Here is a 26,728-nt window from a genome sequence, read left to right as displayed (position 1 = left end):
CACCGGGCGGCGGCTGATGAACTCGCCGTCGGCGCGGCTGATGCGCAGCCCGCGCCCGGCCACCTGGGTGGTGCGCAGCTTGCTGAGCAGCTCGTCCGGGAGGTCGGCGGGCAGTTCGATCAGGGTGTGCTCGTTGCGGATGTCGATGTGCCCGATGTACTTGCTGGGCACCCCGCCCTCGTTTGCCAGCGCCCCGACCAGCGCGCGCGGGGTGACCCGGTTGCGGCGGCCGACCTCGACCCGGTAGGTCTCGGTGTCCGAGCTGCTCGGGTGGAACGACGGGCCCTCGCGGCGCGGCGGCTCCGGTTCGGCCTCCAGCAGCAGCGGGCGGTCGCCCTGGGCCATGGCGGCCAGCGCGGCGGCGATCTCCGCGGCCGGGACGTCGTGGGTCTGCTCGTACTCCCGCACCAGCTCCTGGAACACCTCCAGGCCACCCTTGGCCAGGGTGTCGGTGATGCTCTGCGCGAACTTGGCCAGCCGGCGGTCGTTGACCGCGTCGATGGTGGGCAGGTCCATCTGCTGGATCTGCTGGCGGGTGGCCCGCTCGATGGCGCGCAGCAGGTGCCGCTCGCGCGGCGAGACGAACAGGATCGCCTCCCCGCTGCGCCCGGCCCGACCGGTGCGGCCGACGCGGTGCACGTACGACTCGGTGTCGTGCGGGATGTCGTAGTTGAGCACGTGCGAGATGCGCTCGACGTCCAGGCCGCGGGCGGCGACGTCGGTGGCCACCAGGATGTCGATCTTGCCGTCCCGGAGGTGGCCGATGGTGCGCTCCCGCTGCGCCTGCGCGATGTCGCCGTTGATCGCCGCCGCGCTGAAGCCGCGGGCCTGCAGCTTCTCCGCAAGCTCCTCGGTGAGCTGCTTGGTGCGCACGAACACGATCATCGCGTCGAACGGCTCGACCTCGAGGATGCGGGTCAGCGCGTCCAGCTTGCTCGCGCCGCGCACCGGCACGTACCGCTGGTTGATGTTGGTGGCGGTGCTGGTCTTGGTCTTGACCGAGATCTCGGCGGGCTCGTTGAGGTAGTTCTGGCTGATCTTGCGGATCGCGCCGGGCATGGTGGCGGAGAACAGCGCCACCTGGCGGCTGGCCGGCACGGACTGCAGGATCCGCTCCACGTCCTCGATGAAGCCCATCCGCAGCATCTCGTCGGCCTCGTCGAGCACCAGGTTCTTCAGGCCGGACAGGTCCAGCGAGCCCTTCTCCAGGTGGTCGATCAACCGGCCGGGGGTGCCGACGACCACGTGCGCGCCGCGGCGCAGCCCGGCCAGCTGCGGGCCGTAGCCGGTGCCGCCGTAGATCGGCAGGACGTGGAAGCCGGGCAGGTGCGCGGCGTAGCGCTGGAACGCCTCGGAGACCTGGATGGCCAGCTCCCGGGTCGGCGCGAGCACCATGGCCTGCGGGCCCTTGGCGTCGAGGTCCAGGCGGGACAGGATGGGCAGCGCGAACGCCGCGGTCTTGCCGGTGCCGGTCTGCGCCAGGCCGAGCACGTCGCGCCCCTCCAGCAGCAGCGGGATGGTCTGCGCCTGGATCGGGGACGGGGTTTCGTAGCCGATCTCGGTGAGCGCCTGGCGGACGCGCGGGTCGAGGTCGAGCTCGTCGAAGGTCTGCATGCTGATAGCGGGTCTCCTAGGTGGGGTCGACAGGGGGCTGATGGATCGCGGAAACGGCCCGGAACTGCCCGCCAGGTGCGGGCTAGGGGTCGGCGCGGTGGTTCGCCCGACCACGGGGCTGTCGCTTGCGCTTGTCGAACCGCGCGCTCCGCTGGACGCACACCCTGTTGCCAGTCACCCGCAGCTCGATGATTCTCAGCCAGGTGCGGCGACCTCCAGGCCGCAGCACCAGCAATCCAGCCTAGCGATCGAGATCCGCGCCCGCCGCGCCGCCCCGCCTCAACGGGACGCACATCACGCCCGGACGGCCAGCCGGAGCCCGGCGGCGACGTCCTCGCGGGTCAGCAGGTGCACCTGCTGCCAGCCGCGCGGCACCACGCCGTCGAGCAGCCTGCGGTACATCCGGTCCGAGCGCTGCACGTGCCGCTGGAACGACGTGCCGCGGATCAACCGGCCGCGCTGCTGCTGCCCGGCCAGCGCGTCGCGCGGGTCGGCGTGCAGCCACACCAGGACCAGCTGCCGCCCGCTCAGCCAGCCGAAGGCCACCAGCAGGGCGCGGGTGGTGGCGCGGGTGGCGGGTTCGTGCGCGACGACCGGCCCGGGCTCGGTCAGGCAGTACCAGGCGATGCGGGTCCGGTGCGCCAGGTGCACCAGCGGTCGGTAGTAGCGGTAGTCGAGCCGGTCCGGCAGGACCTCGCGCAGGCGCGCGCGGACCTGCTCGGAGTCCAGCGTCGAGGTGGCGGCGTCGGAGCGCAGCTTGGCCAGCGCCGTGCTCTTGCCGGCGCCGGGCAGCCCGGCCAGGACGACGAGGGATCGGCGGTCGACGCGCACCGTCGGCGGGGGGTTGGCGGCCACTGGTGATGAGTCCGTTATGTCCACGACGGGGACCAGATTACGCGTCGGTGGATCTTGTCCAGCGGGGTCCGGACCGCTTCCGTCGCTGTTGAGCGGGGTTTTGATGAAGGCGTTCTCATGATGGCTGGTGGCCGCCGATGTGGCGAAGGGAGGCGGCTCGCCCTCCCCCGCGCGAGCCGCCTCCGCACCAACCCCCTGGTGCACTTCGCAGTCCGCCCGGGTGGCCCTTCCCCTGCCACCCGCGCGGGTTCCCCCCGTTGCGACCGCCAGGCCCGGAATCACCCGCCCGACCCCCAGTGCGGGCGGGTGCCCCCTCCGGTTCCCCCTGTTGTCCGCGTCGCACCTAGGAGTCTGCCGCCCGGCGGGCTCCGGCGAGACCGTGAAGCCCCCTGAGTGCGGCTGCGTAGTGCTACTCAACTCGCCCCCGCTTCCGGTCCGGAAACCACTCACGAACGCCGCGAGGGCGCCCCCGACCAGCGGCCGGGGACGCCCTCGCGGGAACTCAGGTCGTCAGATCGCTGCGGGACCGGTCTCGCCGGTGCGGACGCGGACCACCGTGTCCACCGCGGTGACCCACACCTTGCCGTCGCCGACCTGGCCGGTGCGCACGGCGTGCACGACGCCGTCCACCACCCGGTCCACGTTGGACTCCTCGACCAGCACCTCGACGCGCAGCTTCTCGATGAAGTCCACCGGGTACTCGGCCCCCCGGTAGACCTCGGTGCGGCCCTTCTGGCGACCGTAGCCCTGGGCCTGGCTGACCGTCATGCCCAGCACCCCGAGCCGCCCCAGCGCCTCCTTCAGATCGTCCAACTTGGACGGTTGCACGATCGCGGTCACCAGCTTCATGCCCGGCTGCCCTCCAGCTCGCGCGCCACCTCGTCGGCCGCCGGGGCGCGGCGCGTGGAGCCGCTGTCCCCGAAGTGGTAGGCCGCCTCGGCGTGCTCGGTCTCGTCGATGCCCACGGCCTCGTCCTCGGCGCTGGCCCGGAAGCCCACGACGGCCTTGACCAGCAGCGCCAGCACCAGGCTGAGCACGAACGAGTACACCAGCACCGCGACCGCGCCGACAGCCTGCCGCCACAGCTGGTCCAGCCCGCCGCCGTAGAACAGGCCGTCGACCCCGGCTGGGGCGGCCGAGGACGCGAACAGCCCGACCAGCAGGGTGCCCAGCAGCCCGCCGACCAGGTGCACGCCCACCACGTCGAGGGAGTCGTCGTAGCCGAACCGGAACTTGAGGCTGACCGACAGCGCGCAGACCGCCCCGGTGATGGCGCCGACCGCGATGGCGCCCAGCGGGGTCACCGAGGAGCAGGCCGGGGTGATCGCGACCAGCCCGGCGACGATGCCCGAGGCCGCGCCGAGGGTGGTGGCGTGGCCGTCGCGGATGCGCTCCACCAGCAGCCAGCCGAGCATCGCGGCGCTGGTCGCCACCAGCGTGTTGACCAGCACGACCGCGGCGGTGGTGTCGGCGGCCAGCGCCGAACCGGCGTTGAACCCGAACCAGCCGAACCACAGCAGCCCGGCGCCGAGCACCACGAACGGCAGGTTGTGCGGCTTGCCCGGGTCCTTCGGCCAGCTCGCCCGCCTGCCCAGCACCAGCGCGAGCGCCAGCGCCGCGGCACCGGCGTTGATGTGCACCGCGGTGCCGCCGGCGAAGTCGATCGCGGCGATCCGGTTGGCGATCCAGCCACCGACCGCGGTCACGGTGCCCGCCTCGTCGGTCGAGTCGAAGGCGAACACCCAGTGCGCGACCGGGAAGTACACCACGACCGCCCACAGCGCGGCGAACAGCAGCCAGGGGCCGAAGCGCGCGCGGTCGGCGATCGCACCGGAGATCAGGGCCACCGTGAGGATCGCGAACATGGCCTGGAAGCCGACGAACGCCAGGGTGGGGATCGAGCCGGAGAGCTGGTCCTCCCCGAGCAGCGAGCTGAGCCCGAAGAACTCGGCGGGGTTGCCGAGCAGGCCGACGCCTCCCACGTCGGAGCCGAACGCCGTGGAGTAGCCGACCAGCACCCACAGCACACCCACCACACCGATGCTGCCGAGGCTCATCATCAGCATGTTGAGCACGCCGCGGGAGCGGACCATGCCACCGTAGAAGAACGCCAGACCGGGGGTCATGAGCAGGACCAGGGCCGCGCTCACGAGCACCCACGCGGTGTCGCCTGAATTCACATCGCCTCCCGTGCGGACCGAGTTGCGCCGCATCATCGGGAATGCCTGTTTCAGCCGACCCGTCCTGCTGTTTCACCGCGGTGAAATTGAGCTCACCGGGTGTTAAGACCGCGTTGTGAGGTCACCACCGCGTTGCACGGACGGCACCTGGCGGTGGCGGCCGGCGAGCAGCCCGGCGACCAACCAGGCGGCGCAGCAGGCCATCAGCAGGACCAGCGGGACGGACCAGCCGCCCGACAGGTCGTGCAGGAGCCCGATCAGCAGCGGACCGGTCGCGGCGATGAGGTACCCGCCGCCCTGCGCCATCCCGGACAGCGCGGCCGTGGTGTCGCTGTCCGGCGAGCGGAGCCCGATCACGGTCAGCGCCAGGCCGAACGCCGCGCCCTGCGCGACACCGAGCAGGACCACCGCGGGCCACACGCCCGAGACCGGCCCGACCAGGATCCCGGCGAAGCCCAGCGCGATGCACACCGCCAGCGCGGTGGAGATCGGCCGCTGGTCGCGGAACCGGCGGCACAGCACCGGCACCGTGAGCGATCCGACGGCCTGCACCGCCGCCTGCACGCCGAGTGCCAGCCCGGCCAGTTCGGCGCTCATGCCCCGGCCCTGCAGCATGGTCGGCAACCAGCCGAACACGACGTAGGCCATCGCCGACTGCAAGCCCATGAACGCGGTGACCTGCCAGGCCAGCGGGCTGCGCCACAGCGCCCCGGGCCGCGACGGCTGCGGCGGCTCGCTGGCACCGCGGCGCAGCACGAAGGCGCTGATCACCAGGGCCACCAGCACCGGAACCGCGAGCAGCCCGAGCGGGGCCTGCCAGGCAGAGCCCAGCGCGGCGCCGACCGGCACCACGACGCTGGCCGCGAAGGCGCCGCCCAGCGTCAGGCAGACCGTGTACACGGCGGTGATCACCGGGATGTTGTGCGGGAAGTCGCGCTTGATCAGCCCGGGCAGCGCGACGTTCGCCACCGCGATGGCGGCCCCGACCACGACCGTCCCGGCCAGCAGGGTCCAGGTCGACCCCACGGCCCGCAGCGAGTTGCCGACCAGCAGCACGACCAGGCAGCCGACGACCACCTTCTCGTCGCCGAACCGCTGCCGCAGCACCGGCGCGACGAACGCGAACACGCCCAGGCACACCACCGGCAACGTGGTCAGCACCCCGCCGAAGGTGCCCGACACCCCGAGGTCCTGCTGGATCCGCTCCAGCAACGGTGCCACCGCGGTGAACGGCGGCCGCAGCGCCAGCGCGACCAGCACGATCAGGACCATGGTGGCCACCGCGGCCCTGCCCGCAGCACGCGTCGGCGCTTGCTGGACTCCGGTGCTCACTGCGCAGTTCCCCCCTCGGCGACGACGCCCTGCAGCGACGTCAGACACGGTTCGATCACGGCCTGAGCGGCCTTCGCGGCGGCTTCGGGATCGCGGTTGGCGATCGCGTCGAACAGCGCCCGGTGGGCTTCCGGACCGCCTTCGGCCAGCGCGCTGTCCGCGCGCAGCGCCACCAGGCTCTCCCGCAGCCGTTCGCTCAGGTAGCGGTACATCTCGGTGAGCAGCGGGTTGCGCGCGGCGTCGACCACGGCGGAGTGGAACTCGACGTCGGTGGCGCCGAACTCCTCCGGCGAGGCAGCCCGGTCACGCCGGTCCAGCAGGTCCCGCAACCGCTCGACGTCGGCGTCCTCGCGCCGCTGCGCGGCCAACCGCGCGGCCTGCACGTCGTGGGCCAGCTGCACCTCGAAGACGTCCCGCAGCTCGGCCAACCGCAGCTGCCGCAGCATCGGCGTCGGGTCGGCCGCGGACACCACGAAGGTCCCGGCACCCTGCCGGGCCTCCAAGCATCCGAGCTGCACCAAAGCGCGAACGGCCTCCCGGACCACGGCCCGGCTCACACCGAGCTCAGCAACCAACTCCTGCTCGGTGGGTATCCGCTCGCCCGGTGCCCAAGCTCCCTGCGCCAACTGCTCGTTCAACGCAGCGATGACCTCGTCGACGGAAGACCGCCGCCCCACAACCCGCATCCCGAAACCTCCCACCAGACGCTATGCGACAGGTCAGTCGTCAGACAAATTCTGCCCCGGTGAGAACCACCACTACCGCGATCCGCCGGGCTCGTGATGGCGCTTCGCGCAAACCGGGAGTCCTGCCTCCCCAACCGAAGTTAGTCGCCGACCGGAGTGCCCGGATTCGGGGCAGAACCGGTGGGCGCGTGATCGTTGCCGATCAATGGGAGTGCAGTCATCTCGTCGTGAGCAGTCGCTGGTCTCCTTCCGACACGCCCGGGCGCAGTGGCGGTTTTCGGTTCCATGGAAGTCGGACGTCTGATTTCCATGGGAACCGCGTGCGAACGGCCGGAGTGGCAGACGCGGATGAGGAACCAGCGTGGGCGGGGTGCGGGAAGCAGCAGGCCCCCGCACCGAGGTGCGGGGGCCTGCTGGGGTGGTGTCAGTCGAGGAGGGCGTCCACGAAGGCGCCTGGTTCGAAGGGGGCCAGGTCGTCGGAGCCCTCGCCGAGGCCGACCAGCTTGACCGGGACGCCGAGTTCCCGCTGGACCTGGAAGACGATGCCGCCCTTGGCCGTGCCGTCGAGCTTGGTCAGGACGATGCCCGTCACGTCCACCACCTCGGAGAAGACGCGGGCCTGGATCAGACCGTTCTGGCCCGTGGTGGCGTCCAGGACCAGCAGGACCTCGTCCACCTGGGCCTTCTTCTCCACCACGCGCTTGACCTTGCCCAGCTCGTCCATCAGGCCCGTCTTGGTGTGCAGGCGGCCCGCCGTGTCGACCAGGACCGCGTCCACCGCGGTGTCCGAGCCTCGACTGACCGCCTCGAACGCCACGCTCGCCGGGTCCGCGCCCTCCTTGCCGCGGACGACCTCGGCGCCCACCCGGTGGCCCCAGGTGGCCAGCTGCTCGACCGCCGCCGCGCGGAAGGTGTCCGCCGCGCCGAGCAGGACGGTCCGGCCGTCGGCGACCAGGACCCGGGCCAGCTTGCCGGTCGTCGTGGTCTTGCCGGTGCCGTTGACGCCGACCACCAGCACCACGGCGGGCTTGCCACCGTCGGCCGGGTCGCCGTGCGGCAGCGCGCGCACCGCGCGCTCCATGTCCGGGCCGAGGGCGTCCACCAGCACCTCGCGCAGCAGGGCGCGCGCCTGCTCCGGGGTGCGGACGCCCCGCGAGGCGATCTCGGTGCGCAGGCGTTCGGTGATCTCGGTGGTGGTGGCCGCACCCAGGTCGGCCAGCAGCAGGGTGTCCTCGATCTCCTCCCAGGAGTCCTCGTCGAGGTCACCCGCGCCGAGCAGTCCCAGCAAGCCCTGGCCGAAGGTCGACCGGGAGCGAGACAGGCGACCGCGCAGCCGCTCCAGGCGGCCCGCCGTCGGCTCGATCTCCTCGATCTCCTCGGCCGCCGCCAGCTCCGCCGGGGTCGGCTCGGGTACCGGCTCGACGCGCTCCTGCACCGGCACCTCGGGCTCGGCCGGGGCTTCGGGCGCGGCAGGCTTCTCGGGAGCCGAGGGCGCCTCGGGTTCCTCCGGGGCCTCAGGCGCCGAAGGCTTCTCCGGCGCGGCGGGCTCCTCCGGCTCCTCCGGGGCCTCGGGCTTCGGGGGAGCTGGCGGCTCCTCGGTCGTCGTGCCGCCGTCCGGGAGCGGGACGTCGACGATGCCTCGGCGCTCGGTGTCGCGCGGCACCGCCGCGTCGTCACCGACCCCGGGCTGGCCCTCCACCTCGGTGCGCTCGCCCGCGGGGTGTTCCGGCGGGGCGGCCGTGGTGGGGCCACCGCTGGAGAGGCTGATGCCGCCGCCCGCGCGGTAGCCGCCGCCCTTGACGGGCTCGGTCGGCGCGGCGCTGTCGTCCCGTTCGCTCAGGCTGATCCGGCGCCGACGGTTCAGCACCACACCGGCGATCACGGCGATCGCCAGCACCAGCACCACGGCGACGATGATCAAGATCACGGTAGAGGTGGTCACCCGCCCATCCTCCCACCTGCTGATTCCGGCACCGGCACGCGCCCCGGGCCACCTCACCCCACCCGCTCGTGCACTGAAGCGATGTAGTGAGCAAATAACCAACAAAAGGAGTTCGACGCTTGCATTTGTCGACTGTTGTGCAATAGACCACATACGTGGACTGGTGGCGGGTGCTCGGGCTGATCTCCGGCACGTCGATGGACGGCGTCGACGTGGCGGCGGCCGAGCTGCGGTTGGACGGCGAGGTGCTCGAGCTGCGCGCGCTCGGCAGCACGACGGTGCCCTACCCCGCGGAGCTGCACCGGGACCTGCTGGCCGCGCTGCCGCCCGGCGGGTGCAGCGCCGCGGAGCTGTGCCGCCTGGACACCCTGGTCGGCCAGCACTTCGCCACCGCTGCGGGCGTCGGCCTGGACCTCGCGGACGGCCGCGCGGACCTCGTCGCCTCGCTGGGCCAGACGCTCTACCACTGGGTCGAGGACGGCCGGGCGCGCGGCACGCTGCAGATCGGTCAGCCCGCGTGGATCGCCGAGGCGACCGGCCTGCCCGTGGTGTCCGACCTGCGCGCCCGCGACGTCGCGGCCGGTGGGCACGGCGCGCCGCTGGCCGGGGTGCTGGACGCGCTCTGGCTGGCCGACGAACCCGGCCCGGGCGTCGCGCTGAACATCGGCGGCATCGCCAACATCACCGTGGTCGGCGGTGAGCGCCCGCTGGCCTACGACACCGGTCCCGGCAACGCGCTGATCGACCTCGCCGCCGCCCGCGTGACCGGGCGACCGCAGGACACCGACGGCGCGATCGCCGCCAGCGGCACCGTGCGGCCGGACCTGCTCGGTGTCCTGCTCGTCGACGACCACTACCGGCAGGCCCCACCGAAGTCGACCGGCAAGGAGCGGTTCAACGCCGCCTACCTGGACCGCGCGCTGGCCCAGCTCGGCACCGACGTCGCCGACGCCGACCTGCTCGCCACGCTGACCGAGCTCACCGCGCGCACCGTCGCCGACGCCTGCCGCGCGGAGGGGGCCGTGCGGGTCGTCGCCTCCGGCGGGGGCGTGCGCAACCCCGTCCTGCTCGCTGCGCTGCGCCGCCAACTGGATGATGTCCCAGTGCTGGTCAGCGACGAGCTCGGGCTCCCGGCCGACAGCAAGGAAGCACTGCTCACCGCACTGCTCGGGTTCCTCACCTGGCACGGGGCATCCGGCAACACGCCGGGCACCACAGGTGCCGCCGGACCCCGGTTGTTGGGCAGCATCACACCTGGCGCCGGACCGCTGCGGATGCCCGCACCGGCCGACCGCCAGCCGACCCGGCTGCGCGTGCAGCCCGGCAACACCGCGTAGGAGGCAGCATGCGATCGCTCGACCTGGCCGTGATCGGTCTGTACCTGGTCGCCATGCCGGTGCTGGGGCTGCTGCTGAGCGGTCGGCAGCGCAGTTCCCAGGACTACTTCGTCGGCAGCCGCCAGCTGCCCTGGTGGGCGGTGTGCTTCTCGGTGGTGGCCACCGAGACCTCCACGCTGACCGTGATCAGCGTGCCGACGGTGGCCTACCTCGGCAGCTTCACCTACCTGCAGCTGGCCATCGGCTACCTGATCGGCCGCGTCGTGGTGGCGTTCGTGCTGCTGCCGAAGTACTACGCCGGGAACCTGGTCAGCGCCTACGAGTTCCTCGGGAAGCGGTTCGGGCCCGGGTTGCAGGGCACCGCGTCGGTGACGTTCCTGGTGACCCGGCTGCTGGCCGACGGGCTGCGGCTGTTCGCCACCGCGATCCCGGTCAAGGTGATGCTGGCGGCCTTCGGCATCGACCTGGCGTACTGGCAGATCGTGCTGGTCCTGGCGGCGCTGACGGTGGTCTACACCTACCTGGGCGGGATCAAGGCGGTGGTGTGGGTCGACGCGATCCAGATGGTCGTCTACGTCGGCGGCGCGATCCTGGCCGCGGTGGTGCTGGCCGGGCAGCTGCCGTCGGACTGGTTCAGCACCGCGCTGGAGGCCGGCAAGCTCGAGGTGCTGGACTTCTCCTCGTCGATCGTCACCGACCAGTACGCCTTCCTCACCGCGGTGCTCGGCGGTGCGGTGTTCGCGATGGCCTCGCACGGTGCCGACCAGCTCATGGTGCAGCGGCTGCTGGCCTGCCGGAACGTGCGGGACAGCCAGAAGGCGCTGATCGCCAGCGGGGTCGTGGTGGCCCTGCAGTTCGCGCTGTTCCTGCTGATCGGCGCCATGCTGTGGTCGTTCTTCCGCGGCGCGGACCCGACCGACATGGGCATGGCCAGCAACGACGAGCTGTTCCCGACGTTCATCGTGAACGATCTGCCGCCGGGGCTGTCCGGGTTGCTCATCGCCGGGATCCTGGCCGCCGCGATGAGCACCCTGGCCTCGTCGCTGAACTCGCTGTCCACCTCCACCGTCAGCGACCTGGTCCAGCGGTTCGGCAAGCGGAAGCTGGACGACGCTGCGGTGCTGCGGATGGGCAAGCTCTGGACGCTGGTCTGGGCCGTGGTGTTCGTGGTGTTCGCGTCGATGTTCAGCAGCACCGACAACCCGGTGGTGGAGGTCGGGCTCAGCATCGCCAGCTACACCTACGGGGCGCTGCTCGGCGCGTTCCTGCTGGGACTGCTGAACAAGCGGGCCCGGCAGGCCGACGCCACGATCGCCTTCTGCGCCACGATCGGCGTGGTGCTCGCCTTCGTGCTCTGGGTGCAGTTCCCGGACGGCGAGGGCGGCGAGGCGTCCTTGGCGTTCCCCTGGTACACCCCGCTGGGCGTGGTCGTGACGCTGGTGGTGGGCGGTCTGCTGTCGCTGCGGCAGAGCCGGTCGGCCACCGAGCAGCCGGTCGAGCGCGCCGACGACAACGCCTGAGCCGCGGGGTCGGTCCGGCCGGAACCGACCCCCGGCCGGGGCGTCACAGGGTGGCGAGCGTGATGATCGTGATCAGCAGCGCCAGCACGGACAGGCCGATGCTGCCGAAGAAGAGGCCCAGGCCGATGCCCAGCCCTGGCGGGTCCTGCGGCACCGGGCCGATCGCACCTTCCACGAAGGGGAACGCCGGCGCCTTGTAGTAGACGTCCAGCTGCTGGCCCGCCGACACCGGGATCACCGCGGTCGCGTGGCCGAGCTTCCACAGGTAGTTGACGTGCACCGAGATCTGGTGCTGGCCGGGCGGCAGGTCGACGGGGTTCTTGCCCCACACCAGCTTCGCCCCCGGGTAGCCGTTGATGGTGACCTGCGGCTTGAAGAGCATCAGGATCCAGACCACCCAGTGGTGCGAGCAGTCGATCAGCACGCGGGCCATGCCGGGCGGGGGCGGCGCCATCGGCTGCGGCATCGGCGCCTGCGGGTAGCCCTGCTGCTGCGGATATCCCTGCGGTGCCACCGGCATCGGGCCGGACTGGGGGTAGCCCTGCGGGACCGGGGGCTGCTGCGCCGGCATCGGGCCGGACTGCGGGTAGCCCTGCTGCGGATACCCCTGCGGGGGGTACGGCTGCTGGCCTGGCGGCGGGCCGTAGGGGTTGGTCATGGTCTCCTCCTGGTTTCCGGTGGACGCCGCGCGCGGTGCCGGTCCGTCGAACATCCTCCCGTACGGGGATGTCCACCCCGAAACCGACCGGCCCACCCCTTCAGCTGCCGTGCCACCAGGACGATGATCCACAGGTGAAGCACTGGGGACGGGGGTCATTCGGGTGCACGAGGTCGATCACGCGGAATTCCGCGCCATGCTCAACTCGTACTCGGCGGGCGGACTCGACGACGTCGAGTGGCTCGTGATGCGCACGCACCTGGCGGAGTGCGAGCTCTGCCGCGACGAGCTCGGCCGACCGGAGCCGGTGAATCGCGCCGCACCGCGGCGGATCCCACCCGCGCCGCGGCGGCGGGAGCGCCCCGGCTGGCCGGTGGTGGTCGGCGCGTCCGCGGTGGCGGCGCTGATCGCCTTCGGCGTCGGCTACGCCCTGGGCATCACCGGCTGAGTGCTCAGTCCAGCACCGCGGCGACGTCGCCTTCGGCCGGGGCGTCCGGGGCCGGGTCCTTCTCCGATTCGCCGCGCAGGCGCTGGGAGATCACCTGCGTGATGCCGTCGCCGCGCATGGTCACGCCGTAGAGCGCGTCGGCGATCTCCATGGTCGGCTTCTGGTGCGTGATGATGATCAGCTGCGAGGTGGTGCGCAGCTGGTCGAGCAGGGTGATCAGGCGGCGCAGGTTGGTGTCGTCCAGAGCCGCTTCGACCTCGTCCATCACGTAGAACGGCGAGGGGCGGGCGCGGAAGATCGACACCAGCATGGCCACCGCGGTCAGCGACTTCTCGCCACCGGACAGCAGCGACAGCCGCTTGACCTTCTTGCCCGGCGGGCGCGCTTCGACCTCGACACCGGTGGTCAGCATGTCCTCGGCGTCGGTGAGCGTCAGCCGCCCCTCGCCGCCCGGGAACAGGACCTTGAAGACGGTTTCGAACTCCCGCGCCACGTCCTCGAAGGCCGAGGAGAACACCTCGAGGATCTTCTCGTCGACCTCCTTGACCACGCTGAGCAGGTCGCGGCGGCTGTCCTTGAGGTCCTCCAGCTGCGTGGACAGGAACTTGTAGCGCTCCTCCAGGGCGGCGAACTCCTCCAGCGCGAGCGGGTTCACCTTGCCCAGCAGGGAGAGGTCCTTCTCCGCGCGCTTGGCGCGGCGCTCCTGGGTGGCGCGGTCGAACGGCACCGGCGGCGGGGCGCTGACGTCCTCGCCGCGCTCCTTCGCCGCCTCGTACTCGGCGAGCTCGGCCGGTCCGGGCGGGATCGGCACGGTGGGCCCGTACTCGTCCACCAGGTCGTCCAGGCCGATCCCGAAGTCCTCGATGATCTTGGTCTCGAGCTGCTCGATCCGCAACCGCTGCTCGGCGCGCACGACCTCGTCGCGGTGCACCGCGTCGGTCAGCTTCTCCAGCTCGCCGCTGAGCTCCCGCACCCGCGCCCGGATCGCGCCGAGCGCCTGCTCGTGCTCGCTCTGCTTGGCCTGCGCGACATCCCGCTCCTCCGTCGCGGCGCGCAGCGACAGCGCGATGCGCTCCAACGCCGTCTCGCAGCCCTCGACCACGGCCTGCGTCACGCGCGCTGCGCGCTCCCGCGCCTTGCGCGCCGCCTCCGCGCGGGCCCGCGCTTCGCGCTCGTGCCGCGCTGCGCGGCGCAACTGGTCCGCGCGCCCTTGCACGGCGCGGGCGCGTTCTTCGGCCGTGCGCTGGGTGAGGCGGGCGTCCATCTCCTGCTGGCGGATGGTGGTGAGCTCGGCGCTGAGCCGGTCGCGCTCGCCGGTGTCGGGTTCGGCGGCTTCGTCCTGCTCGGTCTTGACGATGCGCAGCCGCTCTTCGAGTTCGGCGAGCTTGACCAGGGACTGCTCGCGGGACTGCTCGACCTTCACCCGCTGGTCGCGGGCGCGGTCGACGTCGGCCGCGGCGGTGCGGGCCGCGCGCTGGAGGCTGGAGAGCCGTTCCGTGCTGCGGGCGCGCTGGACCTTCGCGTCGTTGATCTCCTCCTGGATGGCGCGGACCTCGGCGCGGCGGGATTCCTCTTCCGCCCTGGCGCCTTCCAGCGCGGCGGAGTGCTGTTCGGCGCGGCGCTGCGCGGCGGCGAGCTCGCGTTCGGCTTCGTCGACCGCGGCCTGCACCTCGATGGCGCTCTGGCGGTCGTCGGAACCGCCGATCGCCCAGTGCGCGCCGAGCACGTCGCCGTCCCTGGTGACCGCGCGGACTTCCGGGTGGCGCTGGACGACTTCCCGCGCCTCGCCGAGCGAACCGACCACGGCGACCCGGTCGAGCGCCCTGGTCACCGCGGCGCGGAGGCCGTCCGGCGCGCTGACCAGGTCGGCGGCCCAGCGCGCCGAACCGGGCAGCTGCGGCCAACCGGACCGGTCGAGGTCCACCTGGGTCCCGATGAGCAGGCCCGCCTGGCCCGCTTCGTCAGCGCGGAGCAGTTCCAGCGCGGTCACCGCGTCGGTCACGCCGCGCACCGCGACCGCGTCCGCCACCGCGCCCAGCGCCGCCGCCAGCGCGGCTTCCGCACCGGGTTCGACGCTCAGCAGCGCCGCGACCGAGCCGAGCAGCCCGGGCACCCGGTCCCCGGCCGCCATGAGCGCGCCCGCGCCGTCCTTGCGCTGCAAGCCCATCGACAGGGCTTCGACGCGGGCCTTCCACGACGCGATCTCGCGCTCGGCGGTGCGTTCCGCCTTGACCAGCTCCTCCACCCGCGCCCGCGCGGCGTCGCGCGCTTCGGCGGCGGACTCGCGCCGCTCCTGCAGGCCCGCGTCGTCGGAGTCGTAGCCGCCGCTCTCCTCCTCGGCGTCGGCCAGCGCGCGCTCGGCCTCCTCGGCGCGGGCGGTGGCCTCCTCCAGCGCCTCGGACAGCCGCTCGATCTCGTCGGAAGTGTCGTTGACCTTGCTGCGCAGCGACTCGACCTGACCGGACAGCCGCGCCGCACCCTCCCGGCGGTCGGCGATCGCCCGCACCGCGGCCAGGTGCGCCTGCTCGGCCTGCTTGAGCTCCGATTCCAGCTCGGAGCGGCGCTGCACCACCTCGTGCAGGGCTTCGCGCGCCTCCTCCAGCTGCTCGCGCAGCTCGATCTCCTGCTCGGCGGCCTCCTCGGCCTCCGCCTCCAGCTCCTCGGGGTCGCGGCCCGACCGCTGCTCGTCGGTCTGCGTGGTCAGGTGCCGGTGCCGCTCGGCGGCCAGCCGCAGCGTGCCGCGCAACCGCTCTTCCAGCGCGGACAGGCGGTACCAGGTGTCCTGCGCGCGGTTGAGCCGCGGCGCGTCCGCGGCGACCTGCTCCTCAAGGGTCTTCTCCTCGGACTGCGCGAACTGCAGCGCCCGCTCCACCTCGGCGCGCTTGGCCCGGGCGGCTTCCTGGTCGGCCTCGTCGCGGGCCAGGTCGGCGCGCGCGGTGACCAGGTCGTCGGCGATGAGGCGCAGCCGGGCGTCGCGCAGGTCGGCCTGCACGGTCTGGGCCTTGCGGGCGATCTCGGCCTGCTTGCCCAGCGGCTTGAGCTGACGGCGCAGCTCGCCGGTGAGGTCGGTCAACCGGGTCAGGTTGGCCTGCATCGCGTCGAGCTTGCGCAGCGCCTTCTCCTTGCGCTTGCGGTGCTTGAGCACGCCCGCCGCCTCTTCGATGAGCCGCCGGTTCTCCTCCGGCTTGGCCTGCAGGATGGAGGCCAGCTGCCCCTGCCCGACGATGACGTGCATCTCGCGGCCGATGCCGGAGTCCGACAGCAGTTCCTGCACGTCCATCAACCGGCACGAGTTGCCGTTGATCTCGTACTCGCTGGCCCCGTCGCGGAACATCCGGCGGGTGATGGAGACCTCGGTGTAGTCGATCGGCAGCGCGCCGTCGGTGTTGTCGATGGTCAGCGTGACCTCGGCGCGGCCGAGCGGGGCGCGGCCCGCGGTGCCCGCGAAGATCACGTCCTCCATCTTGCCGCCGCGCAGGTCCTTGGCGCCCTGCTCGCCCATCACCCAGCGCAGCGCGTCGAGCACGTTGGACTTGCCGGATCCGTTCGGCCCGACGACGCAGGTGATGCCGGGCTCGAAGCGCAGCGTGGTGGCCGAGGCGAAGGACTTGAACCCCTTCAGCGTCAGGCTCTTCAGGTGCACGGCTGCGAACGACCTTCCCGTGGTTGGCTACCCCTGGTCACGTCCGGCCGAGCCTACCTCCGCCGACTCCCCCGACCGCGCAGAACCGCGGATCGCACCGGGGCTCAGCGCTCGACGAAGCCGGTGAGCCCGCCCTTGGCATCGGACCACTGCTCGGCGACGAAGTCGACCCGGCCCGGCGTCCCGCCCGAGCGCAGGGCCGCCAACAGCTTCTCGCAGTCCTCGCGGGGCCCTTCGGCCACCACCTCCACCCGGTTGGCCGGGAGGTTCGTGGCACTGCCGACCAGCCCCAGTTCCAACGCCCGAGATCGCGTCCACCAGCGAAAACCCACGCCCTGCACGTGTCCGTGCACCCAGGCGGTCAACCGCGCAGCTCCGGAATCCGTCACGCCCGGCATGATGCCGCACCCGCCCCGGCACCGCCCCAGCACGTCCACCGGGTCGGTGCGGGCCGGTATGATCCGCCGCGATTCGGCGGGGGCCGGGTGTTCCGCGCATCCCGCGCACGACCGCGCGAAGCGCCGACGAGTGGGGCACCGATGGACCCGTTGCAGGTGGAAGACCCGGATGCGCGGCCGAAGCGCCTGGTGGTGCTGGCCGCAGCGGGCATCGTGGTGGCCACCGCGTTCGCCACGACGGCCGCGGTGGTCGCTGGCACCCAGCAGCAGACCGAGGCCACCCCGGACTTCTCGCTGAAACCGACCGCCACCTCCCGCCCGGCGACCACCACGACCTCCGTGCCATCGCTGCTGCCTCCCCCACCGCCCACCAGCGGGGAGTCCTCGGCGGAGACCACCACCAGCAGCGCCACCACGGAAACGACCTCGTCCAGCGACGGGGCGCCGACGCCGACGTGGTCCCCGCCGCCGCTGCCGCCGGACCCGGGTCCGGACCCGACGCCCGACCCGACCCCGACGCACACCTCCACGCCGACCAGCCGGCCGACGACACCGACGAAGCCCCCGACGACCAGCCTCCCCACCCCGACCACCGACACCACCGACTGGGCGACCTCGGAGGACCCGGAATGACGCTGGCCGTGCACGCCTGCCGGTCGCTGTGCTCCTGGCACCGGACCCGCAAGCAGCTCAACGGCCTGCCGCTGCTGGCCTGCCGGGGTTGCGGGTCGCAGTGGGTGCGCAGCGAACCGTGGACGCCGATCGACCACACCGGGCGCATCCCGGACGACGTGCGCGCCGAGCTCGCCGAGCGGGCCTGACTCAGCGCGGGTCGCCGAAGACGACCAGGTCGGCGCGGGCGCGGGTGGGTGCGATGCGGGCCGCGTTGGCCTCGTCGCTGCGCCGCACCCACTCCGCCGCCTCCGCCGGTGTCCGGCCGTGCGCGACGTGCCGGTCGATGAGCCGCCGCACCCGTGCTTCGTCGTCGGGGGCGAGGAACCAGCACTCGTCCAGCAGGTCCCGGACCGCCGACCACGGCGGGGTGTCCAGCAGCAGGTAGTTGCCCTCGGTGATGACCAGCGGGACGTCCGGTGGCACGGCGATCTCCGCGGCGTAGGACTCCTCGACCTCGCGGTGGAACTCCGGCGCGTACACCGTCTCCTCGGCGGCCCGGATGCGGCGCAGCAGCGCCACGTACCCGGCGGCGTCGAAGGTGTCGGGCGCGCCCTTGCGGTCCTGCCGCCCCAAGCGGCGCAGCTGCGCGTTGGCCAGGTGGAACCCGTCCATCGGCACCACCACGGCGGCGTCGCCGATTTCCTGGAGGACCTTCGCGGCGACGGTCCCCTTCCCCGCCCCGGGCGCACCGGTGATCCCCAGGACCCGGCGCTGCCCGCTGCCGGCCAGCGCTCGTGCGCGCTCCACCAGCTCCCCGTACCCGACCAAGCTGACACCTCCCGTGACCGCCGCCAGGCTACGAGGGGAGCGCCTAGTCCGCCCAGACCTCGGTGAGCAGTTCCCGGGTGTACTCGGCGATCCGGGCGTTGTCCGCCGGGGCGATGGTGCTCCAGCGGCGGCCGTCCCCGCTGGGCCGGACCACGTGCAGGTAGCGGCCCTGGTCGGTGTCGTGGAAGGCCACCACCCGGTCGGCCCGCTCCGGGCGGCCGCGGTTCCGGCTGGCCTCCACGCCGAACTGGCCACGGATGCCCATGCCGTTGGCCATGTGGGCGACGTCGGCCGCGTCGTCCGGCGGGATGCCCAGCACGCGCAGCTCGTCGCTGAACCCCAGCGGGTTGTTCGGGCCCGCGTGGTCGCTGGCCTCGCGCAGGACGTCGTTGGGCAGGCTCACCGCCCGCCCGGTCCCGGCGGGCATGTCCCCGGCGACGGACACCGCCGCCTCGGCCAGCGCACCGCCCCGGATCGGGGTCAGCTCCACCACGTCGGCGTCGACGATGGTCAGCAGCCCAGTCGAACCGTTCGCCGAGGCCAGCGCGCGGATCGACCGGTCGGCCCAGATTCGCACGTCCACGCTGCGCTGCGGGCGGTCGAGCAGGCCGACCAGGTCGGCGAAGTCGACGTCCAGCCGGTCGCGGTTGGGCTCGGCGAGGCGCTTGGCACGCAGCGACGCCCACACCTCGGCCACCAGCTCGGCGCGCTCGGTGTAGGTCGCCCCCGGGCTGGGCACGTCCAGCACGATGTGCCGGTGCTCGGTGAGCTTCTCCGCCTCGCAGACCACATCGAACTCCAATGTGGACAGCACGATCGGGTCGGCTTCGGCTCCAGGTCGCACGTCAGTCCTGCTTCTTCGGCTCGGCCTCGGCGGGCGGCTCGTCCTCGCGCTCGGCGGCACCGCCCAGCACCGGGGGTGCCACCAGCCGCTCGTCGTCGAAGGGGGTTTCCTCCGCGACGTACTTGTTCTCGTGCTCGGCGTCCTCGCTGCGCTTCTCGCCGCGGGTCGCGGCCGGTCCCATCATCGAACCCGCCGCCGGGCGGCTGCCCGGGGAGTTGCCCGCGGCCTTGCCCGCGGTGGTGTCACCGGGGCCACCGCCCACGGTCCCGCCGCGCGCAACCGATCCACCGGGTGCCGGGCCGCCCGCGGGCGCCGGAGCAGCCCGCCCGCCCAGCACGCGGCTCGCCGCGTACGCGCCGACACCCACGACAGCCGCACCACCGGCGGCGATCCCGAGCACAGTCCCGGCGCTGATGCCACCGCTGTCGCCGGTCGCCTCCGGCGTCGGGTCCGCCTCGCCGCCCAGGTCGACCTCGGCCTTCTTCTTGTCGGCCGGGCGGTCGCCGGGCCGCGGCGCGACCCCGCGCTCACCGGGACGCCCGTCACCGTCACCAGGCACCGACCCGCCACCGGGCACGAACCCGCCACCGGGCACCGCCGTGCCCAGCGAACCCCCGCCCGGGGTGCCGACACCGGGCTGCGCCGAACCGCCGATGGTGCCCGCCCCGGCGACCCCCGAGCCGATCCCGGAACTGGCCATACCGCTGGACGAAGCCGACTGCGCCGACACGGTCGCGGGCGGCATCTCCGGCAGCGGCTGGTAGGTCTCCGCCTGGTTCACCGAGGTGTCGCGGTAGCCCGCCAGCGCGGCCTGGGCGGCCTTCTTGTTGGCGTCGATCTGCTTGGCTTCCTGGTCGTAGTCGCTCTCGTAGCCGAACGCGCCACCGGACCACTCGAGCACGTTCTCCGACTGCTTGTGCCGCAGCTCGTCGGAGTTCGGCAAGGTGTGGCGCGCGGACTCGTAACCGCGGCCCTGCGCGTCGACGCTCTGCGCGGAGGCCTTCAGCGGGTCCGGGGCGTCGGCCATGAACACCGAGTGCTGCTTGGTCGCGGCGGCGGCGAGCTCGCCCGCGTTGCCCTCCCAGGCGATCTGCAGCTTGCCGAGCTCCCGGCGCAGCGTCTCGTCCAGCTCGACGACGACCTTCACGCACTCGTCCAGCGCCCGCACCGCGGACTGCATCGACTCCGTGCCGCGCCCCTGCTTGACCTGCGTGATCCACTCCTGCAGCTGGGGGATGTCCATCCCCTCGAACCGGATGTCGCGGATCGGATCGATGCTCGTCACAAGGTCCCCCTAGCCCTGGGCCTGCAAGGTCGTCACCGCCGCGGTGGCAGCCTGCCCGGCCTTCTCGCACATCTGCTGGTCGTCCATGGCGCCCGGCGTGGTGAGGGTCAGGTCGACGTAGAGCGTCTGCCCCTCAGCGGCGTCGACGAACACCGCGCACCCGAGGCCCTCGGCGCCCGGCACCTGGCTGCGCACCGCCCCGAAACCGCCGACCTGGTCCTGCTCCGGCGCGGAGTCGGCGAGCTTCTGGGCGAAGGCGTCGAGCCCTTCCGGCACGACCCGCAGCGAGATCCCGTACTGCGCGGGACCGGACTGGCCGAGGAAGGTGCAACCGTTGTAGTTGTTCCCGCTCTTGACCACCGGACGGCCGCCGCCGACCTCCAGCTGCTGCTTCTGCTCCGAGGCCAGCCAGGTGCACGCGTCCGCGTCCTGCTTGCCCGCGATGGGGAGTTCGGCGGGGCGCGCCGGGAAGTCGAACGACGCCGCTCCCGCGCTCGATGTCGGTGTCGTGCCACCAGGTTCGGGTGCGGGGTCGGGTCCGTTGACCGTGCACCCGGTCAGCGGGACCGCCGCCGCGGCCACCATGACCAACCCGCACCGGAGTCGCGCTCGCAACAGGGCCCCCTCACACCTGGTTCTGCTGCACGGAGAACGATGCAGCGATCTCGTCGTCGGAGTAGCCGTACTGCTTGGCGGCCTCTTCCAGCTGCATCCCGAGGTCGAAGACGTTGGACACGTACTGCATGAGGCGCGCGTAGTGGGAGTCCTCGTTGCCGACCAGGTTCCCGGTCCACACCTCGGCCGCGGTCCTGCTGACCTCGTCCTCGCCCGGGGACCGGACGACCAGGTTCGGTGCCAGGCTCGACAGCTTGATCCGGGCGTCCTCGGCCGCGGCGAGGATGACCTTGCGCACCTCGAGGACGTTGTCCTTGTTGACGGTGAGGGTCTGGCCGCCACCCGGAGCGGGCGGCGGTGGCGGCGGTGCTGGCGTCGTCATCGCGGAGAACCCCCCAGTCAGCGGCTTCTGATCACCAAGTCGTCCGCGACCTTAGCAGCGGCGTTCACCGCACGTCAGCAACTCGCGTGAACTTCACAGCAATCCCACGGCACTGTGCGCGATCGCGAATGCGGCACTTCGGCGAACCACCCGCGACAGCGGAATCCGGAAACCGGCAAAAACCCCGCCGGGACCGCTTCGCTCCAGCTCGCCGGGGGTTCGGGCAGCTCGCTTTCCCGGTTCGACCAGTTTCCGCCCGGCGGCTCCCCGGCCTTCCGCCAGTGGTGCGGAGAACCCGTTCCCACCGACGAGTTCTCGAATCCTGGAAACCGGTGCCGAGCTCCCGCAATTGATTCCACGGCGGCGGAACCCGCGCGATCCCGAAAATGAGGAGGAGTTCATTCCCACCGCTCCTTCACCGCCAGAAGGAGCAATAAGCGCGGTGATTCAACCGACACGGGGAGCAAGTTCAATCCCAGCGCCGCCGATGGGTCCACTCGATACGGTTCTGCCCCGGTTGATCTTCCTCGTCCACGCTGTGGAGGCGTGACACCATGACGCTCGCACAACCACGCCCGGGTACCGGGTTCCCGCGCTCCCAAAGGGTTTTACGCCTCAGCGGGGTGCTGCCCAGCCCACCCGGTCCGACCGCCGACCTGGTCGAAGCCCTGCTCCTGTTCCGCACCGACCGGTGCGCGCTCGACCAGCTGGCCGGAACCCTCCGCGCCACCGCTCTGGTCGTTCCGGTGTCCGATGAGGACAGTGGCGTGGCGCTGCTCACCGCTCGCGGCGGTGCACTGGCCTGGCTGGGGGTGTTCACCTCGCTGGCCCGGATGGCCGAGTTCCACCGCGGTTCCGGGCGCGGCGCGGACGAGGTGCGCTACGCCGAGTTGACCGGGGCCGAACTGCTCGACCAGTGCCTGCCCGCCCTGCCCAGGGGCACCGGCCTGGTCATCGACCCCGGCACCGGGCACAGCACCGCGCTGGGCCCGGTCGCCGGGCTGGTACCCGACCGATTCGCACTCACCGAAAGCGGGAATTGATGGCGCACGACGGTTTTCGCGTCGACCTTGAGGCGCTGCGCAGCGCCGAGGAAGGTGTTCGGGACGCGGTCTCCGAGCTCGGCCAGATGGCCGGTTGGGGCATGGCCGCGGCCGGCGCGCAGGGCATGGGCCTGCAGGAGCTCACGATGGACTCGGTGCCGCACGTCGGGCACGACAAGCTCGGCGGCGCGCTGCTGGCGTTCGGCGAAGCCTGGGAGTGGGGACTGCGCTACCTGGTCGAGGACGGCCAGGCCGCGGTCGGAGCGCTCGGCGAGGCGCGTGCCTCCTACCACGCGATGGACGCCGACGCGGTGCAGGAGCTGCAGCGGGGAGTGGGTGGCTGAGGTGGTCAGCAACAGCAGCACCTTCGACCAGGACCTGGACTGGGCGGGCAGCGAGCTGCACAAGCTCGGCCAGTTGACCGGTGTCGGGCCGCAGGACGTCATCCCCGGCGTTCCCGCCACCGCCGCCGAGGTCGGCGAGCACCTGAGCAAGCTCGGTTCGGCGCTGGAACGCGCGGGCCAGGGCATCAAGTCGATCGACTCCGGCGGGTGGACCGGCCAGGCCGGGGACGCCTTCCGCGCCAACTTCCTGGACAAGGCACCGGCGGAGTGGCTCAAGGCCGCCGACGCGCTGACCGACGCTGGCCAGGCGGTGCGCGACTACGAGCAGGTCCTGGCCACCGAGAAACCCCGCGCGCAGCGGGCGAAGGAGGAGCTGGACCAGGCGAACGAAGCCTCACGAGCAGCCCTCGCCAAGCACAACGCCGCCGTCGCGGGTGGCTCGGGCACTGGGCCGGGCGAGTTCGTGGACCCCGGCGCGGAAGCCCGCGCCCGCGCGCAGCAGGAGATCGCCGCGGCCAAGGCGGCGGTGCAGGCGGCCGGTGACCGGGCAGCTGACGTCGTGCTCAAGGCCTGCCAGGGCGCCCCGGACAAGCCCGGCCCGCTGGCCCAGATCGCCGCGAACATCGCCGACGGCGCGCAGGTCCTCGGTGCCGTGGCGTACGACTTCGGGTCCGGCGTGGTCGAGGGCGTGGTCGGCATGGCCGAAGGTGCGCTCGGCCTGGGCATTGGCCTGGGCAAGGCGTTCTACTACAGCCAGCCCGGCATGCAGTTCACCGACCCCGAGGGCTACCGGCAGTTCAACGAAGCCGCGGCCACCACGGTCCAGTCGGTCGTGGAGAACCCCTGGCAGGCCGTCAAGACCGTGGTCGACGTGGACGGCTGGAAGGAGAACCCGGCCAAGGCGCTGGGCTCGATGGTCCCCGACGCCGCGGCCGGGCTCACCGGCGCCGGCCTGGCCAGCCGCGTGCTCAGGTCCACCGACCACATCACCGACGCCGCCGACACCGCCAGCGACATCTCCCGCACCACCGACCGCGTCAGCGAGCTCGGCCGCCCCGACGGCACCCCGCCCTGGGCGGACCTCGACTCCGCACCTCCACCGCGGGCCCCGGAAGCACCCGCGAACCCGTGGGACGGGCACGAGTTCGGACCGAAGGGCTCGGATCCGCTCCCCGACCCGGAACCGCCGCAGGCCCCGGTCCCGGAACCCCGCAACCGCCACGAACTGCCCGACTGGTTCGACGACGACAACACCCCGGACAGCTGGCTCGACGACGGCAAGGGCGCGCCCGAACCCGCACCGGACCCGACACCCGACCCGGCTCCGGGAGCGAGCAACCCGCCTCCTGAAGCACCACCGACGCACCACGAACCGCCAGGCCCCGCGACCGCCCGGCTGGACGATTCTTGGCGCGGGCACGTGGACCCGGCGGACATCCGGAACGAGCGCAAGACGATCGAGGACCTGCAGCGCAGGTACGGCCCGGGAGAGGGATGAGAAGGCTGTGGAACAGAGCGCTTACGTACGCGTGATCACCGAACTGCGCGGTCACCAAGGACCGATGGTCGCGACCGCCCAGTTCACGTGGCGAGAGGTCAACGGCGTGGTGCACACGCGCGCGACCGTCCCCGAGAAGGAACCGGCCACCGCCAGGGGCCCGTCGCTGTGCGGTTGCCTGATGAGGATCCGCGACAAGATGCCGCGGGTGGTCTTCATGGCCCAGGGGGCTCGCCGGGACGCCTGGTGGGGGACGCCGGAGCACCCCTGCGCGGTCAATGCGGTGCGCATCTACCCCACCTTCGGGCAACCGCCGTCGCCGGTGCAGGTGCACGCGCTGGACCTGGTCCCGGAGCGGGATCTGCACTACCTCGCCACCAGCTCGTTCGAGCAGATGCTCTACCACGCGGAGTGGGAGGGGCAGGTGCCTCCCGACGCTGATCCGTGGAGCGTGTCCTTCGCCCACCGCCTGCGGAAGACGCGGGAGGCCCTGCAGTTCGGAGGTTGACCCCCCGCCGGGCTGAGGAACTGCGGCGCGGGTTCCGCCCTGGTCATGGCACGTGACCAGGGCGGGACCCGCGCCGCTCCACGTCTGGCGCGTCCTCGATGCCCCGGTTTGCGGCGGTTCCTGCCGATGCGCACGGATTGTGCGTGGCCGACTTCACCCGGTCATCTAGTTTCATCGACGCAACGATCTCGTTAGTCTGGGTAAACACCGGCCGGTGCGCATCGCGGGCCTCGACCCGCGCGGAATCCGAACATCGAAGGAGAACGGCCATGTGCGGCATCTCCGGCTGGATCGACTTCCAGCGAGACCTCACCCGCGAACAACACGCGATCGACGCGATGTGCGACACCATGTCCTGCCGCGGCCCGGACGCCCGCGGCACCTGGGTGGCCCCGCACGCCGCGCTCGGCCACCGCCGACTGGCCATCATCGACCTGCCCGGCGGCACCCAGCCGATGGCCACCCCCGACGGAGACGTGGCGATCGTCTACAGCGGCGAGGCCTACAACTTCACCGAGCTGCGCGACGAGCTGCGCCGCCGCGGCCACCGCTTCACCACCGACAGCGACACCGAAGTCGTCCTGCACGGGTACCTGGAGTGGGGCCCCGAGGTCGCCGAGCACCTCAACGGCATGTTCGCCTTCGCCATCTGGGACACCCGCACCGAGCAGCTCCTGCTGATCCGCGACCGGATGGGCATCAAGCCGCTCTACTACTACCCCACCGAGCACGGCGTGCTGTTCGGCTCCGAGCCCAAGGCGGTGCTGGCCAACCCGCTGGCTGAGAAGGTCGTCGACGCCAACGGGCTGCGCGAGCTGTTCGCCCCAGTCAAGACCCCGCGGCACGCGGTGTGGGCGGGCATGCGCGAGGTCGAGCCCGGCACCATCGTCACCGTCGACCGCACCGGCCTGCACGAGCACACCTACTGGCAGCTGGGCGCCGTCGAGCACACCGACGACCAGCAGGCCACCGTGCAGCGCGTGCGGGAACTGCTCGACGACATCGTGGCGCGGCAGCTGATCTCCGACGTGCCGCGCTGCGTGCTGCTCTCCGGCGGACTGGACTCCAGCGCCATCACCGCGCTGGCCGGGCTGGAGCTGAGCCGCAGCGGCGAGCAGGTGCGCAGCTTCGCGGTGGACTTCCTCGGCCAGGCCGAGAACTTCGTGCCGGACGAGATGCGCGGCACCCCGGACACGCCCTACGTGCACGACGTCGCCAAGCACGTCGGCTCCCAGCACCAGGACATCGTGCTCGACCCCGAGACGCTGGCCGACCCGGCAGTGCGCCGCGCCGCCGTGCAGGCCCGCGACTTCCCGATGGGGCTGGGCGACATGGACCAGTCGCTCTACCTGCTGTTCAAGGCGATCCGCGAGCACTCCACGGTCGCGCTGTCCGGGGAGTCCGCGGACGAGGTCTTCGGCGGCTACAAGTGGTTCCACGACCCGGAGGTGCGCGCGGCCGACACCTTCCCGTGGCTGGCGGCGGTGCGCTCCCAGCAGGGCCAGCAACCGAGCCTGCTGGAGCCGGGCGTGCGCGACGCGCTGGACCTGGAGACCTACGTGGCCGACGGCTACCGCGACGCGATCGCCTCGGTGCCCACGCTGGACGGCGAAGGCGACTTCGACCGGCGGATGCGGGAGATCAGCTACCTGCACCTCACCCGGTTCGTCCGGATTCTGCTGGACCGCAAGGACCGGATGAGCATGGCAGTCGGCCTGGAAGTCCGGGTGCCGTTCTGCGACCACCGGCTGGTCGAGTACGTCTTCAACGCCCCGTGGGCGTTGAAGACCTTCGACGGCCGGGAGAAGAGCCTGCTGCGCCACGCCACCGCGGACACCCTGCCCCAGTCGGTGGTGGACCGGGTGAAGAGCCCGTACCCCTCCACCCAGGACCCGAAGTACGCGGCGGCCCTGCAGCGGCAGGTGGCGGAGCTGGCCTCGACCGGCAGCGAGGCGTTGTCGCTGCTGGACGGGGAGTGGTTGCGCGGGGCGCTGAGGCAGGATGCTGGCCGCATCGACACGCCCACCCGGTACGCCTTCGAACGGGCGTTGGACATGGCGGCGTGGTTCGAGATCCACCGGCCGACGGTGAAGTTGTGAGCCAGGGGGTGCGCGGCCCTCGGGGGTCGCGCGCCCCTGGGGGTTCGGGGTGTT

Annotated in this window: 25 protein-coding genes; 10 read left to right on the top strand and 15 right to left on the bottom strand. The window is 72.2% G+C overall.

Annotated features, from left to right (window positions below; all coding sequences use genetic code 11):
- The 7 genes from ABT324_RS01950 to ftsY all read right to left on the bottom strand — a co-directional run.
- A partial coding sequence (locus ABT324_RS01950; RefSeq protein WP_351170010.1) for a DEAD/DEAH box helicase occupies positions 1-1,614 on the bottom strand: 1,614 nt, incomplete at its 3' end.
- A gap of 294 nt (positions 1,615-1,908) precedes the next feature.
- Complete coding sequence (locus ABT324_RS01945) at positions 1,909-2,469, bottom strand: AAA family ATPase (RefSeq protein WP_351170007.1); 561 nt, start codon at positions 2,467-2,469, stop codon at positions 1,909-1,911.
- A 510-nt stretch (positions 2,470-2,979) separates the two neighbouring features.
- Positions 2,980-3,318 carry a P-II family nitrogen regulator gene (locus ABT324_RS01940; RefSeq protein ID WP_351170004.1) on the bottom strand — a complete coding sequence of 113 codons (339 nt, stop codon included), beginning with the start codon at positions 3,316-3,318 and terminating at the stop codon, positions 2,980-2,982.
- Positions 3,315-4,649: an ammonium transporter gene (locus ABT324_RS01935; RefSeq protein ID WP_351170001.1), complete on the bottom strand. Its 1,335-nt coding sequence runs from the start codon at positions 4,647-4,649 to the stop codon at positions 3,315-3,317. The genes ABT324_RS01940 and ABT324_RS01935 overlap by 4 nt, the downstream gene beginning before the upstream one ends.
- Before the next feature lie 102 nt (positions 4,650-4,751).
- Complete coding sequence (locus tag ABT324_RS01930) at positions 4,752-5,981, bottom strand: CynX/NimT family MFS transporter (RefSeq protein ID WP_351169998.1); 1,230 nt, start codon at positions 5,979-5,981, stop codon at positions 4,752-4,754.
- The gene (locus ABT324_RS01925) at positions 5,978-6,667 is read right to left on the bottom strand and encodes a FadR/GntR family transcriptional regulator (protein ID WP_351169995.1); all 690 of its coding nucleotides are present in this window, start codon (positions 6,665-6,667) and stop codon (positions 5,978-5,980) included. Before ABT324_RS01925 ends, ABT324_RS01930 begins: the two co-directional genes overlap by 4 nt.
- Positions 6,668-7,091: 424 nt before the next feature.
- Positions 7,092-8,609 (bottom strand): signal recognition particle-docking protein FtsY, encoded by a 1,518-nt coding sequence (gene ftsY, locus ABT324_RS01920; RefSeq protein WP_351169992.1) that lies wholly within the window; start codon positions 8,607-8,609, stop codon positions 7,092-7,094.
- A gap of 155 nt (positions 8,610-8,764) precedes the next feature.
- Between ftsY and ABT324_RS01915 the strand changes: the two genes are divergently transcribed.
- Both ABT324_RS01915 and ABT324_RS01910 read left to right on the top strand, forming a co-directional pair.
- The gene (locus ABT324_RS01915) at positions 8,765-9,946 is read left to right on the top strand and encodes an anhydro-N-acetylmuramic acid kinase (protein ID WP_351169989.1); all 1,182 of its coding nucleotides are present in this window, start codon (positions 8,765-8,767) and stop codon (positions 9,944-9,946) included.
- Between the two features lie 8 nt (positions 9,947-9,954).
- On the top strand, positions 9,955-11,466 hold the full coding sequence (locus ABT324_RS01910) for a sodium:solute symporter (RefSeq protein ID WP_351169986.1): 1,512 nt from the start codon (positions 9,955-9,957) through the stop codon (positions 11,464-11,466).
- A gap of 43 nt (positions 11,467-11,509) precedes the next feature.
- Here the strand turns inward: ABT324_RS01910 and ABT324_RS01905 are convergent, their stop codons facing one another.
- Positions 11,510-12,124, bottom strand: a complete 615-nt coding sequence (locus ABT324_RS01905; protein WP_351169983.1) for a hypothetical protein — start codon at positions 12,122-12,124, stop codon at positions 11,510-11,512.
- A 163-nt stretch (positions 12,125-12,287) separates the two neighbouring features.
- On the opposite strand from ABT324_RS01905, the gene ABT324_RS01900 reads away from it, so the two are divergent.
- Positions 12,288-12,572, top strand: coding sequence for a hypothetical protein (locus ABT324_RS01900; RefSeq protein ID WP_351169980.1), 285 nt, complete (start codon positions 12,288-12,290; stop codon positions 12,570-12,572).
- Between the two features lie 4 nt (positions 12,573-12,576).
- Here the strand turns inward: ABT324_RS01900 and smc are convergent, their stop codons facing one another.
- A complete protein-coding gene (gene smc / locus ABT324_RS01895) occupies positions 12,577-16,215 on the bottom strand; it encodes a chromosome segregation protein SMC (protein WP_351169977.1) in 3,639 nt (1,212 codons plus the stop codon).
- 104 nt (positions 16,216-16,319) lie between these two features.
- Complete coding sequence (locus tag ABT324_RS01890; RefSeq protein ID WP_351169974.1) at positions 16,320-16,613, bottom strand: acylphosphatase; 294 nt, start codon at positions 16,611-16,613, stop codon at positions 16,320-16,322.
- A gap of 141 nt (positions 16,614-16,754) precedes the next feature.
- On the opposite strand from ABT324_RS01890, the gene ABT324_RS01885 reads away from it, so the two are divergent.
- Together ABT324_RS01885 and ABT324_RS01880 are read left to right on the top strand one after the other, a co-directional pair.
- On the top strand, positions 16,755-17,246 hold the full coding sequence (locus ABT324_RS01885; protein WP_351169971.1) for a hypothetical protein: 492 nt from the start codon (positions 16,755-16,757) through the stop codon (positions 17,244-17,246).
- Positions 17,243-17,434, top strand: coding sequence for a hypothetical protein (locus ABT324_RS01880; RefSeq protein ID WP_351169969.1), 192 nt, complete (start codon positions 17,243-17,245; stop codon positions 17,432-17,434). The genes ABT324_RS01885 and ABT324_RS01880 overlap by 4 nt, the downstream gene beginning before the upstream one ends.
- 1 nt (position 17,435) lies before the next feature.
- On the opposite strand, the gene ABT324_RS01875 is transcribed toward ABT324_RS01880, so the two are convergent.
- The 5 genes from ABT324_RS01875 to ABT324_RS01855 are packed head-to-tail and all read right to left on the bottom strand — an operon-like array spanning position 17,436 to position 21,182.
- Positions 17,436-18,056, bottom strand: a complete 621-nt coding sequence (locus ABT324_RS01875) for a nucleoside/nucleotide kinase family protein (protein WP_351169966.1) — start codon at positions 18,054-18,056, stop codon at positions 17,436-17,438.
- A 43-nt stretch (positions 18,057-18,099) separates the two neighbouring features.
- On the bottom strand, positions 18,100-18,900 hold the full coding sequence (locus tag ABT324_RS01870) for an ESX secretion-associated protein EspG (RefSeq protein WP_351169964.1): 801 nt from the start codon (positions 18,898-18,900) through the stop codon (positions 18,100-18,102).
- Between the two features lies 1 nt (position 18,901).
- Positions 18,902-20,185 (bottom strand): PPE domain-containing protein, encoded by a 1,284-nt coding sequence (locus tag ABT324_RS01865; RefSeq protein WP_351169961.1) that lies wholly within the window; start codon positions 20,183-20,185, stop codon positions 18,902-18,904.
- Between the two features lie 9 nt (positions 20,186-20,194).
- Positions 20,195-20,800, bottom strand: coding sequence for a DUF3558 domain-containing protein (locus ABT324_RS01860; RefSeq protein WP_351169958.1), 606 nt, complete (start codon positions 20,798-20,800; stop codon positions 20,195-20,197).
- Between the two features lie 10 nt (positions 20,801-20,810).
- Positions 20,811-21,182 (bottom strand): hypothetical protein, encoded by a 372-nt coding sequence (locus ABT324_RS01855; RefSeq protein WP_351169955.1) that lies wholly within the window; start codon positions 21,180-21,182, stop codon positions 20,811-20,813.
- Positions 21,183-21,805: 623 nt separating this feature from the next.
- Between ABT324_RS01855 and ABT324_RS01850 the strand changes: the two genes are divergently transcribed.
- The 5 genes from ABT324_RS01850 to asnB all read left to right on the top strand — a co-directional run bounded on the left by ABT324_RS01850 (position 21,806) and on the right by asnB (position 26,674).
- Complete coding sequence (locus tag ABT324_RS01850) at positions 21,806-22,225, top strand: SseB family protein (protein WP_351169952.1); 420 nt, start codon at positions 21,806-21,808, stop codon at positions 22,223-22,225.
- Positions 22,225-22,569, top strand: a complete 345-nt coding sequence (locus tag ABT324_RS01845; protein WP_351169949.1) for a hypothetical protein — start codon at positions 22,225-22,227, stop codon at positions 22,567-22,569. Before ABT324_RS01850 ends, ABT324_RS01845 begins: the two co-directional genes overlap by 1 nt.
- A 1-nt stretch (position 22,570) precedes the next feature.
- Entirely contained in the window at positions 22,571-24,067 is a 1,497-nt protein-coding gene (locus ABT324_RS01840) for a putative T7SS-secreted protein (RefSeq protein ID WP_351169946.1), read from the top strand.
- 64 nt (positions 24,068-24,131) lie between these two features.
- A complete protein-coding gene (locus ABT324_RS01835; protein ID WP_351169943.1) occupies positions 24,132-24,575 on the top strand; it encodes a hypothetical protein in 444 nt (147 codons plus the stop codon).
- 269 nt (positions 24,576-24,844) lie between these two features.
- On the top strand, positions 24,845-26,674 hold the full coding sequence (gene asnB / locus ABT324_RS01830) for an asparagine synthase (glutamine-hydrolyzing) (RefSeq protein ID WP_351169940.1): 1,830 nt from the start codon (positions 24,845-24,847) through the stop codon (positions 26,672-26,674).
- The last annotated feature ends 54 nt before the right edge of the window (positions 26,675-26,728 follow it).

Origin of the sequence: Saccharopolyspora sp. NPDC000359 (assembly GCF_040300525.1) — a bacterium.
In the GTDB taxonomy this organism is placed as follows: domain Bacteria; phylum Actinomycetota; class Actinomycetes; order Mycobacteriales; family Pseudonocardiaceae; genus Saccharopolyspora.
The sequence above is the reverse complement of the archived record's forward strand: the minus strand, read 5'-3'. Positions and strand labels throughout refer to the sequence as shown.